The sequence below is a fragment of the Andreprevotia sp. IGB-42 genome (genome assembly GCF_009848685.1).
Lineage (GTDB): Bacteria > Pseudomonadota > Gammaproteobacteria > Burkholderiales > Chitinibacteraceae > Andreprevotia.
The window spans coordinates 165,435-179,904 of record NZ_WXTX01000007.1; the positions used below are offsets into that span (position 1 = coordinate 165,435).

General features: G+C 62.8%; 11 protein-coding genes. 4 read left to right on the top strand and 7 right to left on the bottom strand.

The annotated features are described in order from the left end of the window. Positions 1 to 15 precede the first annotated feature (15 nt). The 6 genes from hscB to cysE form a co-directional block, all read right to left on the bottom strand. Positions 16 to 549 carry a Fe-S protein assembly co-chaperone HscB gene (hscB, locus tag IGB42_RS12575; RefSeq protein WP_159672084.1) on the bottom strand — a complete coding sequence of 178 codons (534 nt, stop codon included), beginning with the start codon at positions 547 to 549 and terminating at the stop codon, positions 16 to 18. 85 nt (positions 550 to 634) lie between these two features. Next, entirely contained in the window at positions 635 to 958 is a 324-nt protein-coding gene (gene iscA / locus IGB42_RS12580; RefSeq protein ID WP_159672085.1) for an iron-sulfur cluster assembly protein IscA, read from the bottom strand. Positions 959 to 1,012: 54 nt separating this feature from the next. Further along, positions 1,013 to 1,393 (bottom strand): Fe-S cluster assembly scaffold IscU, encoded by a 381-nt coding sequence (iscU, locus tag IGB42_RS12585; protein ID WP_159672086.1) that lies wholly within the window; start codon positions 1,391 to 1,393, stop codon positions 1,013 to 1,015. A 266-nt stretch (positions 1,394 to 1,659) separates the two neighbouring features. Further along, positions 1,660 to 2,868: an IscS subfamily cysteine desulfurase gene (locus IGB42_RS12590; protein WP_159672087.1), complete on the bottom strand. Its 1,209-nt coding sequence runs from the start codon at positions 2,866 to 2,868 to the stop codon at positions 1,660 to 1,662. A gap of 67 nt (positions 2,869 to 2,935) precedes the next feature. Then, the gene (gene iscR / locus IGB42_RS12595; RefSeq protein ID WP_159672088.1) at positions 2,936 to 3,427 is read right to left on the bottom strand and encodes a Fe-S cluster assembly transcriptional regulator IscR; all 492 of its coding nucleotides are present in this window, start codon (positions 3,425 to 3,427) and stop codon (positions 2,936 to 2,938) included. Positions 3,428 to 3,572: 145 nt separating this feature from the next. Further along, a complete protein-coding gene (gene cysE, locus IGB42_RS12600) occupies positions 3,573 to 4,322 on the bottom strand; it encodes a serine O-acetyltransferase (RefSeq protein ID WP_159672089.1) in 750 nt (249 codons plus the stop codon). A 283-nt stretch (positions 4,323 to 4,605) separates the two neighbouring features. Between cysE and IGB42_RS12605 the strand changes: the two genes are divergently transcribed. Further along, positions 4,606 to 6,702 (top strand): bifunctional diguanylate cyclase/phosphodiesterase, encoded by a 2,097-nt coding sequence (locus IGB42_RS12605; protein WP_159672090.1) that lies wholly within the window; start codon positions 4,606 to 4,608, stop codon positions 6,700 to 6,702. Between the two features lie 40 nt (positions 6,703 to 6,742). On the opposite strand, the gene IGB42_RS12610 is transcribed toward IGB42_RS12605, so the two are convergent. Continuing rightward, positions 6,743 to 8,389, bottom strand: a complete 1,647-nt coding sequence (locus IGB42_RS12610) for an alpha-glucosidase family protein (RefSeq protein WP_236822574.1) — start codon at positions 8,387 to 8,389, stop codon at positions 6,743 to 6,745. A 161-nt stretch (positions 8,390 to 8,550) separates the two neighbouring features. Here IGB42_RS12610 and glgB point away from each other — a divergent pair, with 161 nt between their 5' ends. Genes glgB through IGB42_RS12625 form a run of 3 tightly spaced genes read left to right on the top strand, consistent with a single transcriptional unit; the run spans position 8,551 to position 14,419 of the window. Continuing rightward, a complete protein-coding gene (gene glgB / locus IGB42_RS12615; RefSeq protein WP_159672091.1) occupies positions 8,551 to 10,743 on the top strand; it encodes a 1,4-alpha-glucan branching protein GlgB in 2,193 nt (730 codons plus the stop codon). Continuing rightward, positions 10,743 to 12,791, top strand: coding sequence for a glycogen debranching protein GlgX (gene glgX / locus IGB42_RS12620; RefSeq protein ID WP_174764212.1), 2,049 nt, complete (start codon positions 10,743 to 10,745; stop codon positions 12,789 to 12,791). Before glgB ends, glgX begins: the two co-directional genes overlap by 1 nt. Further along, complete coding sequence (locus IGB42_RS12625; RefSeq protein WP_159672092.1) at positions 12,788 to 14,419, top strand: alpha-D-glucose phosphate-specific phosphoglucomutase; 1,632 nt, start codon at positions 12,788 to 12,790, stop codon at positions 14,417 to 14,419. The genes glgX and IGB42_RS12625 overlap by 4 nt, the downstream gene beginning before the upstream one ends. The last annotated feature ends 51 nt before the right edge of the window (positions 14,420 to 14,470 follow it).

Below are 14,470 nucleotides of genomic sequence, written 5' to 3' on the forward strand. Positions count from 1 at the left end.
GCGCCGGGTTACAGCTCAAAACATCACCACGTCGATGGCGTCATCGACTTCTTCGGCCAGTTTTTCCAAGAAGCGCAGCTTGCGCACCGCCGCAGCGGCAGCCAGCCAGTCTTGCTGCTGATCCAGCAACTGGCCCAGTTCGGCAATCTGCGTTTGCGTGGCGGCCGCGATCTCGACCGCGAGGGCTTCCAGCGCATCGCCATGGCGTGCGGCCTTCGCGTCACCGATGGCTTCGCGCCATTCCATCTGCTGCATCAGGAAGTCCACCGGCATGGCGGTATTGGTTTCTTCCTGCGTATCCACGCCATTGAGCTGCAGCAGGTAGCGCGCGCGCGCCAATGGCGATTTCAGTGCCTGGTAGCCTTGGTTCACCTGGGTGGCAATCTGCAGGCTCAGGCGCTTCTGCGCGTCGTCTGCGGCGGCAAAGCGGTCCGGGTGGTATTCGGCCTGCAGCTTGCGGTAAGCGGCGTCCAGCACGTTGCGATCCAGCGCAAACGTGGTGGGCAGCCCGAACAGGGCAAAGTGGGGCAGGCTGAAATCAAAGGTCATGGCGCACAGCTCTGGGCCAGCCAGCAAAAGCAAGAGGGGCGGTTTGCACCTTACCCCTCATGGCGATTGCATCGGCAGCGGTGGATCACACGTGGAAGCTTTCGCCGCAGCCGCACTCGTTCTTCACGTTGGGGTTGTTGAACTTGAAACCTTCATTCAAGCCTTCCTTCGCGTAGTCGAGCTCGGTGCCGTCGATATACGGCAGCGATTTGGCATCGGTGAAAATCTTTACGCCGAAGCTCTCGAACATCATGTCGGTATCGAGCGTTGCATCGACGAATTCCAGCTTGTATGCCATACCGGAACAGCCGGCGGTTTTCACGGCCAGCCGTACGCCCAGGCCCTTGCCGCGGCGGGCAAGGAAGCCGGCAACGTGGTTGGCTGCGCGTTCAGAAAGCGTGAGTGCCATGATGTGTAACTCCAGTGTGGTGGCGACACGGGGCAAGCCCCGCGCAGTCGCTGATCAAGCGTGTTTTTTCTTGTAATCTTCGACCGCAGCCTTGATGGCATCTTCGGCGAGGATCGAGCAATGGATTTTCACCGGCGGCAGTGCCAGTTCTTCGGCGATGTGCGTGTTCTTGATGGCCATTGCTTCGTCCAGCGTCTTGCCCTTCACCCATTCGGTGATCAGCGACGATGACGCAATGGCCGAGCCACAGCCGTAGGTCTTGAACTTGGCATCCTGGATCACGCCATCGCTGCCGACCTTGATCTGCAGCTTCATCACGTCGCCACAGGCCGGCGCGCCAACCATGCCGGTACCCACGGTGTCGTCACCCTTCTCGAACGCACCCACGTTGCGCGGGTTCTCGTAATGGTCGAGTACCTTTTCGCTATATGCCATGTTGTTTCTCCAAGTTCAGTATTCGTTCTGCGTGACCGGCTGCAACCGGTCAAAGGTGATGTATCGCATAGCAAGCAGCGATCAGTCATCGCACCAAATGGGCCTGAGCCCCAATCCATTTCACTGCGCTTGCCCCGTCTGCCCCTTGACCGATCCAAATGTTTTGGGGTGGATCGTCGTGGCAGGCAAGGCACGCAGTCGCGACGTTTACGTCTTGTAAACGAGCGGCTGTGCAACGCCGCATGCTGCGACGAGGCACCCAAAAATCAGTGGGCGGCCCATTCGATGGTCGAGATGTCCACCCCTTCCTTGTACATATCCCACAGTGGGCTCAGCTCACGCAGCTTGCCGATCTTCTGGTGCACCAGCTTGATGGTGAAATCGATGTCTTCCACCGTGGTGAAGCGGCCGATGGTGAAGCGGATGGAGCTATGGGCCAGTTCGTCGCTGCGACCGAGCGCACGCAATACGTAAGATGGCTCCAGCGAGGCAGAGGTACAGGCCGAGCCCGACGACACTGCCAGCTCCTTCAGCGCCATGATCAGGCTCTCGCCTTCCACATAGTTGAAGCTCACATTCAGGTTGTGCGGCACACGCTGTTCCATGTCGCCGTTCAGGTGCACTTCCTCGATATCGTTCAGGCCAGCCCACAGGCGATCACGCAGCATGCGGATGCGTTCCAGCTCGGTGCCCATGTCTTCATGCGCAATGCGGAAGGCGCTGCCCATGCCGACGATCTGGTGCGTGGCCAGCGTGCCCGAGCGGAAACCGCGCTCGTGGCCGCCACCGTGCATCTGCGCTTCCAGGCGCACGCGTGGCTTGCGGCGTACGTACAGCGCGCCGATGCCTTTCGGGCCGTAGGTCTTGTGGGCGGAGAAGCTCATCAGGTCCACTTTCAGCGCCTGCAGGTCGATCACCACCTTGCCGGTGGCCTGTGCGGCGTCGACATGGAAAATGATGCCTTTCTCGCGGCACAGCTCGCCGATGGCCGGGATATCCTGGATCACGCCGATTTCGTTGTTCACGAACATCACCGAGATCAGGATGGTATCCGGGCGGATGGCGGCCTTCAGTGCTGCCAGATCGAGCAGACCGTTGTCCTGCACGTCCATATAGGTCACTTCAAAACCCTGGCGCTCCAGTTCACGCGTGGTATCGAGCACGGCCTTGTGCTCGGTCTTCACGGTGATCACGTGCTTGCCCTTGGTCTTGTAGAACTGCGCCGCGCCCTTGATGGCGAGGTTGTTCGATTCGGTAGCGCCCGATGTCCAGACGATTTCCTTGGGATCGCAATTGACGAGCCCGGCGACTTCCTCGCGCGCATCTTCCACCGCGGCTTCGCTTTCCCAGCCGTAGGCGTGGCTGCGCGATGCCGGGTTGCCGAACATTTCGGTCAGATACGGGATCATTTCCTGCGCCACGCGCGGATCAACCGGGGTGGTGGCGGAGTAATCGAGATAGATCGGCTTGCTCATTGCTGTTTCCTTCGGCTGGCGCTGGCGGCGCCTGATTCATGCTGCTGTTCTGTATGCTGCCGCGCGCTCAGGGCTGCACGGTGAATTCGGGGTGCTGCTTGTTGCGGGCGTCGACCAGTACCTTGCTGCTGCACTCGGCGCGCCGGCGCTGTTTCTCGTGCTGTTCTTCCACCAGCTGCGCCAGCGTCACCGACTTCAGGTAGTCGTAGATGGTGCTGTTCAGACTGGCCCACAGGTCGTGCGTCATGCAGCGGCCGTCATCGTGGCAGTTTTCCTTGCCGCCGCATTGCGTGGCATCCAGCGGTTCATCCACCGCACAGATGATGGCGGCCACGGTGATCTCCAGCGCCGGCTTGGCCAGGCAATAACCACCGCCCGGGCCGCGCACGCTGTCCACCAGCTCGCGGCGGCGTAGCTTGCCGAACAATTGCTCCAGATAGGACAGCGAAATCCGCTGGCGCTCGCTGATCCCGGCCAGCGTGACAGGGCCGCCGGACTGGCGCAGGGCCAGATCGAGCATGGCAGTCACGGCAAAACGGCCTTTGGTGGTGAGGCGCATCGGGTGCGGTTGTCCTGTTGCTGGTTCAGTCGGTCAAGTGGCTCTTGACTGTGGCTATCTTAAAATACCCTAGTGATTTAGTCAACTAAAGCCGGCCCGCCTTCCCACGGTTGCCGCAGTGCGGCAAAGTGGGCAGCGCCAGTGCTCAATCAACGATCTTGTTCAGGTATTGCGGGTCGAACTGATCCTGGCTGGCACGCACTGCGGCGCAATCGATGCCCATTGCTTCGAGCTTTTTCAGGATTGCCTCAACCTTCTGGTCGGTGGTGACCGAGTGATCGAGCAAACCATGGATGGCCTTGATCATCGGATCGTTCAGGTCGCCGGAAATGCCGTAGGCGGAAAACCCCAGCGATTCGGCCTTGGCCGCGCGTGCCTGCTGGCTTTCTTCCAGGATGCGCGCTGGGATGCCCACCGCGGTGGCGCCGGCAGGGACCGGCTTGTTCACCACCGCGTTCGAGCCCACTTTGGCACCGGCGCCGATCACTACCGGGCCGATGATCTTGGCGCCTGCGCCGATGATCACGCCGGCTTCCAGAGTGGGATGGCGCTTGCCGCCATTGAGCGAGGTGCCACCCAGCGTCACGCCGTGGTACAGCGTGCAGTCGTCGCCGATGATGGCGGTTTCGCCGATCACGATGCCCATGCCATGGTCGATGAACACGCGGCGGCCGATCTGCGCGCCCGGGTGGATTTCGATACCGGTGAAAAAACGCCCCAGATGCGAAACCAGCCGTGCCAGCAGCCGGCAATCGCGCTGCCAGAGCGCATGTGCGGCATGATGAAACGCAATCGCGTGCAAGCCCGGATAACACAACACCACTTCCCAGTGCGAGCGGGCTGCGGGGTCGCGTTCCTTGATCACGCGGATGGTTTCACGCAAGGCATCGAGCATGGCGCGGGGTGTCCAGAACTTGGAGAAGCCGACTATTTTACTCGACTTCTCGCCGCGCCGTCAGGCCAACATGCGTGCGCCAGCTATACTGCGGCTATGCCTTGCCAGAGCCTTTCTGATCGATGACCCTGACTGTTTTCATCCGTGCCCATACACGCCGTGCCGGCCACCCCGCGCAGTCCGCTTGCTCGGTGGCTGGCGCTCGCGCTGCAAGCGGGCTGTTCATGTGCCTGTTCATGCTTGATCCCGTGGCGGTGCCGCCGGCCCGGGCAGCGGGGTAACCATGGCGCTATTCCTGCCGGTCAGTTATTCCCGTTCGCTGGTCATCCTGTCCATCATGGTGGCGGTACTGGCATCCTATGTGGCGCTCGATCTGGCCCGGCGCGTGACTTCATCGGGGCCACGCGCGGCGCGCTGGTGGTGGGCCAGTGGTTCGGTAGCGATGGGCACCGGCATCTGGTCGATGCATTTCGTCGGCATGATGGCGTTTTCGCTGCCGGTGGCCATCGGGTATGACCCGCTCACCACCGGCTGGTCGTGGCTGGCCGCAGTGGCGGTATCGGGCATTGCGCTGCAGATCGCCAGCCGGCCGCAGCTGCGGCGTACGCATCTGCTGGTAGGGGCGCTGGCGATGGGCGCCGGCATCTGCGCGATGCATTACACCGGCATGTTCGCGATGCAGATGCTGCCGGGCATCGTGTGGGCGTGGGGCTGGGTGCTGGTCTCGGCGCTGATTGCAGTGGGCGCCTCGCTGGCGTCGCTGCTGATTTTCTTCTGGATGCGCACGCATCCCGGTGGCCGCGTGTGGCGCTGGCAGATTGCCGCGGCGCTGGTGATGGGCGCTGCCATTGCCGGCATGCATTACAGCGGCATGATGGCCGCGCATTTCCCGCCCGGCAGCATCTGCCGTGCCAGCAGCGGCCTGCGGGGCTCCGGCCTGGGAGTACTGGTGGGGCTGGGATCGCTGACCCTGCTGGGCGTGACCTTGCTGGCATCGATCCAGGATGCGCGCCTGCAATCGCACAAGGCGAAATGGGCGTCCTCGCTGCAGGAGGCCAACCAGGCGCTCACGCGCATCGCCTTCCAGGATCCGCTGACCAAGCTTGCCAACCTGCTGCGCTTCCAGGACCGGCTGGAGCACTGCATTGCGCAGGCCGACCGGCAAGGCCATCGCGTGTGCCTGCTGTTTGTCGATCTGGACGGCTTCAAGCCGGTGAACGATACGCTGGGGCACCCGGCGGGTGACGAGGTGTTGCGCCTGATTGCCGCGCGCCTGCTGACCGTGGCGCGCAGCACCGATACCGTGGCGCGTATCGGTGGCGACGAGTTCGTGGTGCTGATGGAGCAGGTGGATGACCGGGCCAGTGCATCGTTGCTGGCCGAACGGCTGATCGAGAGCATCAAGCAGGTGATCGAGCTGGACGCGCACGAGCTGATGCTGTCTGCATCGGTGGGCATTGCCGTCTACCCGGACGATAGCGACGCCGCCCGGCTGATGCCCAATGCCGATGCGGCGATGTATCACGCCAAGCAGGCAGGCAAGGGCACCTACCGCTATTACAGCAGCGAAATGGATGCCGGTTCCGAGCGCCTGCTCGATCTGCAGCGCGATCTGCGGCTGGCGCTGAACCGTGGCGAGTTCCTGCTGCATTACCAGCCCAAGGTGGCAGCGGCAACCGGCCGGCTATCCAGTGTGGAGGCATTGCTGCGCTGGCAGCACCCCGAGCGCGGGCTGGTAGCACCAGGCATGTTCATTGCCGAGGCCGAGCGCTTCGGCCTGATCGTGGAAATGGGCGCGTGGGTGCTCAATGAAGCCTGCCGGCAGGCGGCAGAGTGGTGGCGTGGCGGTGCGCGTATCCCGGTGGCGGTGAACGTATCGGCGCTGCAGTTCCGCGATGAAGCGCTGGTGGGTACCGTGCAGCAGGTGCTGCAGCGCTATGCGCTGCCGCCGGAAATGCTCACGCTGGAGCTGACCGAATCCGTGGCCATGAACGATGTCGAGCACTCATTGCGCATCTTGTCGCGCTTCAACGAGCTGGGGGTGAAAATCGCCATTGATGATTTCGGTACCGGTTATTCCAGCCTGGCCTACCTGCGCCGCTTTACCCCGCAAGAGCTGAAGATAGATCGCTCTTTCGTGCAGGATATCGAGACGGATACCGATGCCCGCGTGCTGGTGGGCGCCATCATTCAGCTGGCGCACGCGCTGGGCCTGTCGGTGGTGGCGGAAGGGGTGGAAACCGCCGGGCAACAGGCGCTGTTGTCTGCCCAGGGGTGCAACGAGCTGCAGGGCTACCTGTTCTCACGCCCGATGCCGGCGCAGATGGTGTTGTCGTATATCGCCACCCAGCACCTTGCGGTGCGCGCAGCCACGGTATGAGTGTGGCCGCGCGCAGCGTGCGTTTACCCCCGGTGCGCGGCTAGATACGGCCGTAGTAGGCGCCGTAGCCACTCATCTGCAGCTTGCCCAGCTCCAGCACGCCGCCGTGCAGGCCGTGGCCATCCAGCGCCTTGGCATTGCGCAGCGCCTTGGGCAGCGGCCAGTTGTGCGGCTCGTTGCTCAGGTTGAACGCCACCAGCAGCGTTTCCTTGCCATGCGTGCGCGTGAATACCAGCAAGGGCTCCGGTGCATCCAGGAAGGCGATGTCACCGTGGATCAGCGTGGGCTGCCGGCGGCGCCAGGCCAGGAACTTGCGGCTGAAGTTGAGTGCGGATTCGCGCGGCTTTTCCTGTGTATCGACTGCCAGCGCCGCATGCGTGGTGGGAATCGGCAGCCAGGGCTTCACATCGGAAAACCCGGCGTAGTCGCTGCTCTTCTGCCACGGCATCGGGGTACGGCAGCCATCACGGCCCTTGAATTCGGGCCAGAAGGTCTTGCCGTAGGGGTCCTGGATGTCTTCATATGCCAGCTCGGCTTCGGGCAGGCCCAGTTCTTCGCCCTGGTACAGGCAGCTGGAGCCGCGCAGGCTGGTGACCAGCGCCAGCATCAGCTTGGAGAACACCGGCCCGCCGGCATTCTTGCCCCAGCGCGTGGCCACGCGCGGCACATCGTGGTTGCCGATCGACCAGCACGCCCAGCCGGGAGTCTTGTGCTCGAACAGCCGGCGTTCCATGTCTTCCACCTGTTCGCGGATGAAGGCAGCGGAAAACTGCTCGGTCAGCAGGTTGAAGCTGTACGCCTGGTTGAGCTTGTCGTTGTCTGCCGTGTATTCGGCCATGCGCTTGGGGGAATCATCGTCGCCGATTTCACCCAGGCTGCTGGCGCCGTACTGATCCAGCAACTTGCGCAGCTTCTGCAGGAACTTGAGGTTTTCCGGCCGCGACTTGTCGTACTTGTGGCGTTGCATGCCGTAGGGGTTGGACACGTCCACCGACATGGTATCGACCACCTTGGCGGGCGGGTTGTCGCGTAGCTGCTTGTCGTGAAACTGGAAGATGCACGCATCCAGCCGCAAACCGTCCACACCGCGCTTGAGCCAGAATTCCACCTCGCCCAAGATGGCCTTCTGCGCATCCTTGCAGTGGAAGTTCAGGTCAGGCTGGCTGGTCAGAAAGTTGTGCAGGTAGTACTGGCGCCGCCGGCTATCCCATTGCCAGGCGCTGCCACCGAACACCGACAGCCAGTTGTTGGGGGGCGTGCCATCGGGTTTGGCATCCGCCCACACGTACCAGTCGGCCTTGGGGTTGTCGCGGCTGGCGCGGCTTTCCACGAACCACGCATGTTGCTCGGATGTGTGCGACAGCACCTGGTCGATCATCACTTTCAGCCCGGCCTTGTGGGCTTGCTTCAACAATCGGTCAAAATCCTGCAGCGTACCGAACAGCGGATCGACATCGCGATAATCGGAAACGTCGTAGCCGAAATCTGACATGGGGCTGCGGAAGAAAGGGGAGACCCAGATCGCATCGACATTCAGGCTGGCAAGGTAGGGCAATTTCTCGATGATGCCAGGCAAATCGCCGACCCCGTCGTTGTTGCTGTCGCGGAAACTGCGCGGGTAAATCTGGTAAATCACCGCGCCGCGCCACCAGTCTTTCTGATCCATGCCCTTTTTCCCCTTGTCCATTCTTATCCTACAAAGATGGTTCGAAAGCGAGACGCAGCAAGCTTTCGTTCGTGATTCTGATTGTTGCCTTGCATTGGCTGCGCAGGCAAGATTGACCTATATACAACACAGTTCCTGCTTCTGCATGCCTGCAGTGGTTACACAACAACAATAGGTGAGGCATGTTCGCCCTTCCAGATCAGGTCGCGATAGACGCGCTATTCAACGGCAGCCATGCCGATCCTTTTTCCATCCTGGGCCTGCACGAGCACGATGGCGTGCTGTGGCTGCACGCGCTGTTGCCGGACGCCGGGGATGTATCGGTCATCGATACCAAGACCGAACGCACGCTGGCCACGCTGGAGCGCGTGGACGCGCGCGGCTTTTTCTCCGGCAAGATCCCGCGCCGCAAGAATGCCTTTCCTTACCGGCTGGCCGTGCGCTGGGGCGATGCCTCGTTCGATCTGCAGGATCCGTACCGCTTTGGCGCGGTACTGGGCGATGTGGATGTATGGCTGCTGGCCGAAGGCACGCACCAGCGCCCCTACCAGGTACTGGGCGCACACCTGAAAGAGCTGGATGGCGTACAGGGCGTGGCGTTTTCCGTCTGGGCGCCTAATGCGCAGCGCGTGTCCGTGGTGGGTGATTTCAACCTGTGGGACGGCCGTCGCCACCCGATGCGGCTGCGCCGCGAATGCGGCGTGTGGGAAATCTTCCTGCCCGATGTGGCTGCCGGTGCGCTGTACAAGTATGAAATTCTCGGCGCGGGCGGCCATATCGAACTCAAGTCCGACCCGTATGGCTTTGCCGCAGAGTTGCGCCCGGGTACCGCGTCGAAGGCGGCGCCACTGCCCGCAGTGCTGCCGTCCAGTGATGTGCGCCGCAAGGCCAACGCCTTCAATGCGCCGATCAGCATCTACGAGGTGCACCTGGGATCCTGGCGGCGCGTGCCGGAACAGGGCAACCGCTGGCTCAGCTACCGCGAGCTGGCCGATACGCTGATCCCGTACGTGAAAGAACTGGGCTTTACCCATATCGAGTTGTTGCCAATCAACGAGCACCCGTTCGACGGCTCCTGGGGCTACCAGCCATTGGGCCTGTATGCGCCCACCAGCCGTTTCGGCTCGCCGGAAGACTTCCGCCATTTCATCGAAACCGCGCACGCCAACGGCATCGGCGTGCTGCTGGACTGGGTGCCCGGGCATTTCCCGACCGATGCACATGGTCTGGCGCATTTCGACGGCACGCACCTGTTCGAGCATTCCGATCCGCGTGAAGGCTTTCACCAGGACTGGAGCACGCTGATCTACAACTTCGGCCGCAACGAGGTTCGCAACTACCTGACCGGCAATGCGCTGTACTGGATCGAGCGCTTCGGCATCGACGGCCTGCGCGTGGATGCGGTCGCGTCCATGCTGTACCGCGACTACAGCCGCAAGGACGGCGAGTGGATACCCAACCACTTGGGCGGGCGCGAGAACCTGGAGGCCATCCATTTCCTGCGCAGCATGAACGAGACCGTGGGCGTGGCGCGGCCAGAGGCGATCACGCTGGCGGAGGAATCCACCGCGTTCCCGGCAGTGAGCCGGCCGCCGGCGATGGGCGGGCTGGGCTTCCACTACAAGTGGAACATGGGCTGGATGCACGACACGCTGGAATACATGCAGCAAGACCCGGTGCACCGCAAATACCATCACCACAAGATGACCTTCGGCATGGTGTATGCGTACAACGAGAACTTCGTGCTGCCGCTGTCGCATGACGAAGTGGTACATGGCAAGGGTTCGCTGCTGGCGCGCATGCCGGGCGATACCTGGCAGCAGTTTGCCAACCTGCGCGCGTACTACGCATTCATGTGGGCGCATCCGGGCAAGAAGCTGCTGTTCATGGGCGCCGAGCTGGCGCAGGGCCGCGAGTGGAATCACGACGACAGCCTGGACTGGCATTTGCTCGACGACGCCGTCGGCGGGCCATGGCATCGTGGCGTGCATGCGCTGGTGCGTGACCTGAACGCGGTCTACAAGGCGCAGCCGGCACTGCACCAGATCGACTTCGACCCGGCGGGCTTCCAGTGGATAGCGCACGACGATGCCGAGAATTCCATTTTCAGTTTCATCCGCAAGGGCGAGGCCGCGGATGAGCAGGTGGTGGTGCTGGCCAACTTCACGCCGGTACCGCGCCATGCCTACGTGGTAGGCGTGCCGCAAGCCGGGCGCTGGACGGAAATTCTCAATACCGATGCCACATTCTATGCCGGCACCAATCTCGGCAACGGCGCGCTGGAGGCCGAGCCGCAGGCCAGCCACGGCTTTGCCCAGTCATTGACCTTGACCATACCGCCGCTGGCGACGATTTACCTCAAACGGGTGGGCTGATGAAACTGGCAGCGGGTACCCCTTATCCACTGGGCGCAACCTGGGACGGTGACGGCATCAACTTTGCGCTGTTCTCCGAAAACGCTACCCGAGTGGTGCTGTGCGTATTCGATGCCCAGGGCGGCAAGGAGCATGTACAGGTCGATCTGCCCGAATGCACCGATGGCGTATGGCATGGCTACCTGCCCGATGGCGTGCCCGGCCTTGTTTACGGCTACCGCGTGCATGGCCCGTATGACCTGGCTGCCGGCCATCGCTGCAACGCCAGCAAGCTGCTGCTGGACCCGTACGCGCGCGCCATCGTCGGCACGCTGATCGACCATCCCGATTTCAACGGTGATGACCCGGCCAGCCCGGGCCGGCCTGATCCGCTCGACAGTGCGCTGCTGGCACCCAAGGGCAAGGTGGTGTCCGGGCGTTACGACTGGGGCGACGATGCGCCACCGGGCACGCCGTGGCACCAGACGGTGATTTACGAAGCGCATGTGAAGGGGCTGACCGCGCACCACCCGGATATTCCGGCGGAAATCCGCGGCACCTACGCGGCGCTGGCGCACCCGGTGCTGATCGATCACCTGAAAAAGCTGGGCATTACCGCCATCGAACTGCTGCCGGTGCATACGCATGCGGATGAACCACGTTTGCAGCGCATGGGGCTGTCGAACTACTGGGGCTACAACACGGTAGGGTTTTTCGCGCCGGAGGCGCGCTACTGGAGCGGCCACGAGCACACCACGCCGCTGACCGAGTTCCGCGATGCGGTGAAGGCGCTGCACGCAGCGGGCATCGAGGTGATCCTCGACGTGGTGTTCAACCACAGCGCCGAGCTGGATATCTTCGGGCCCACCTTCAGCTTCCGCGGCATCGACAACGCCAGCTACTACCATCTGAACGGCGCCGGTGAATACGAGAACTGGACCGGATGCGGCAATACGCTGAACCTGGCGCACCCGCGCGTGGTGCAGCTGGTGATGGACAGCCTGCGCTACTGGGTGAGCGAGTGCCACGTGGATGGTTTCCGCTTTGACCTGGGGCCGGTGCTGGGGCGCATGCCGCAGTTTTCCAGCTACGCGCCGCTGTTTGCCGCCATGGTGCAGGAGCCGCTGCTGAATGCGGTGAAGCTGATTGCCGAGCCATGGGATATCGGTCCCGGCGGTTACCAGCTCGGGCATTTCCCCGATCGCTTCGGTGAGTGGAACGATCAGTACCGCGACGTGATGCGCCGCTTCTGGCTGCATGATGGCGTGACGCGCGGCGAGTTTGCCAAGCGCTTTGCCGCCTCCAGCGATTTTTTCCACAAGCGCAGCCGCAAGCCGTATGCCTCGGTCAATTTCATCACCGCGCACGATGGCTTCAACCTGCGCGATCTGGTGTCATACAACGGCAAGCACAATGAAGCCAACGGTGAACAGAACCGCGATGGCCATGGCGAGAACCTGAGCTGGAACTGCGGCGTGGAAGGCGCCAGTGATGATCCTGCGGTGCTGCTGGTGCGCAAGCGCTCGAAAAAGGCGCTGCTGGCCACGCTGCTGCTGTCGCAGGGCACGCCCATGCTGCTGGCCGGCGATGAACTCGCCCACACCCAGCAGGGCAACAACAATGCGTACTGCCAGGACAACGACGTGACGCACCTCGATTGGGCCAATGCCGATGGCGACCTCACCGATTACATCGGTGCGGTGCTGGCCATCCGTGCGCGCATTGCCGCGCTGTGCGAGCCCAACTGGTGGGACGGCCAAGTCGATGACGGTGAAGATCACCCGGACGTGCAGTGGCTCAATGCCTCGGGCGAGCCGCTGAAAGCGCATGATTGGGAAGACAGCGCCGGCCGCGCCATGATGGTACTGCTGTCCGGCGAATGGCTGATCATCGTCAACGGTTCCGCCAACCAGGTGCCATTCCGCCTGCCGGCCGGTATCTGGTGTATCGAACTCTCCAGTACCGATGACCCACCAACCTGTATTCACGACGACGAATACCGCGCGTCTGCGCGCAGCGTTGCCGTACTGCTACACCATTCCACCATCCCGTCGGACAAGATCGTATGAGCATTCAAACTGTAGCGACCACGCCATTCGAAGGCCAGAAGCCCGGCACCTCGGGCCTGCGCAAGAAGGTTGGCGTATTCCAGCAAGCGCATTACCTCGAGAACTTCGTGCAGAGCATCTTCGATGCGCTGGGCGGCATTGCCGGCAAAACGCTGGTGGTGGGCGGCGATGGCCGTTATCACAACCGCGCCGCAGTGCAGACCATCCTGCAGATGGCAGCTGCCAATGGCGCGGCCAAGGTGATCGTCGGCCAGGGCGGCATCCTGTCCACCCCGGCGGCCAGCTGCGTGATCCGCAAATACGGCACCTTTGGCGGCATCATCCTGTCGGCATCGCACAACCCGGGTGGCCCGGATGGCGATTTCGGCATCAAGTACAACACCGACAATGGCGGCCCGGCACCGGAGAAAATCACCGATGCCATCTACGAGCGCTCGACCCGGATCACCGAGTACAAGACGCTGGAAGCGCCGCTATACGATATCGATACATTGGGTGGCGGCACGATCGGTAGCAGCCAGGTCGCAGTGATCGACCCGGTGGCCGACTATGCCGAGCTGATGCAGCAGCTGTTCGATTTCGACGCCATCCGCGCCTGGTTTGCTGCCGGCCACACCATGCAGTTCGATGCGCTGTCCGCAGTATCCGGCCCGTATGCGCGCCGCGTGATCGAAACGCTGCTGGGCGCACCGGCCGGCACCGTGGTCAACGGCGAGCCGCTGGAAGATTTCGGCGGCCACCATCCGGACCCGAACCCGGCCCACGCTACCGAACTGATTGCGTGCATGAATGGCGCGGATGCGCCTGATTTCGGTGCAGCCAGCGATGGCGACGCGGACCGCAACATGATCGTCGGCCGCAACCTGGTGGTGACGCCATCGGACAGCCTGGCCATCATCGCTGCCAATGCGCAGCTGGTGCCGGGCTATGCGCGCGGCCTGGCCGGCGTGGCGCGCTCGATGCCCACCTCCTGCGCGGTGGACCGCGTGGCGGCCAAGCTGGGTATTGCCTGCTACGAAACCCCTACCGGCTGGAAGTTCTTCGGCAACCTGCTCGATGCCGGCCGTGCCACGTTGTGCGGCGAGGAAAGCTACGGCACCGGCTCCGACCATGTGCGCGAGAAGGACGGCGTATGGGCGGTGCTGTTCTGGCTGAACCTGCTGGCCGCCACCGGCAAATCGGTGAACGAACTGGTGAATGCGCACTGGGCCGAGTATGGCCGCAACTTCTATTCGCGCCACGATTACGAGGCACTGGAAACCGAACCGGCCAATGGCCTGCTGCAGGCACTGCGCGACAAGGTAGCTACGCTGGCCGGCACGAAGCTTGCTGGCAAGACCGTGCAGCTTGCCGATGATTTTGCCTACGATGATCCGGTCGATGGCAGCCATTCGGGCAAGCAGGGCATCCGTATCGTGTTCGAGGACGGCAGCCGCATCGTTTACCGCTTGTCCGGCACCGGCACCGAGGGGGCGACCTTGCGCGTGTATATGGAGCGCTACGAGGCTGACCCGGCACTGCACGGGCTGGAGACGCAAACGGCGCTGGCCGAACTGATCGCCATTGCTGGCGATCTGGCGGATATCTCCGGGCGGACTGGCCGCAGTGCGCCCACGGTTGTGACCTGATCTGGAATCCGGACCGTGGCCGCAACCGCGGCTGCGGCCGTACAAGGGGCA

What these genes read in the sequence shown, in the direction of transcription:
- hscB (WP_159672084.1), bottom strand. Translation starts at nt 549, where the DNA reads ATGACCTTTGATTTCAGCCTGCCCCACTTTGCCCTGTTCGGGCTGCCC.
- iscA (WP_159672085.1), bottom strand. Translation starts at nt 958, where the DNA reads ATGGCACTCACGCTTTCTGAACGCGCAGCCAACCACGTTGCCGGCTTC.
- iscU (WP_159672086.1), bottom strand. Translation starts at nt 1,393, where the DNA reads ATGGCATATAGCGAAAAGGTACTCGACCATTACGAGAACCCGCGCAAC.
- IGB42_RS12590 (WP_159672087.1), bottom strand. Translation starts at nt 2,868, where the DNA reads ATGAGCAAGCCGATCTATCTCGATTACTCCGCCACCACCCCGGTTGAT.
- iscR (WP_159672088.1), bottom strand. Translation starts at nt 3,427, where the DNA reads ATGCGCCTCACCACCAAAGGCCGTTTTGCCGTGACTGCCATGCTCGAT.
- cysE (WP_159672089.1), bottom strand. Translation starts at nt 4,322, where the DNA reads ATGCTCGATGCCTTGCGTGAAACCATCCGCGTGATCAAGGAACGCGAC.
- IGB42_RS12605 (WP_159672090.1), top strand. Translation starts at nt 4,606, where the DNA reads ATGGCGCTATTCCTGCCGGTCAGTTATTCCCGTTCGCTGGTCATCCTG.
- IGB42_RS12610 (WP_236822574.1), bottom strand. Translation starts at nt 8,389, where the DNA reads ATGGACAAGGGGAAAAAGGGCATGGATCAGAAAGACTGGTGGCGCGGC.
- glgB (WP_159672091.1), top strand. Translation starts at nt 8,551, where the DNA reads ATGTTCGCCCTTCCAGATCAGGTCGCGATAGACGCGCTATTCAACGGC.
- glgX (WP_174764212.1), top strand. Translation starts at nt 10,743, where the DNA reads ATGAAACTGGCAGCGGGTACCCCTTATCCACTGGGCGCAACCTGGGAC.
- IGB42_RS12625 (WP_159672092.1), top strand. Translation starts at nt 12,788, where the DNA reads ATGAGCATTCAAACTGTAGCGACCACGCCATTCGAAGGCCAGAAGCCC.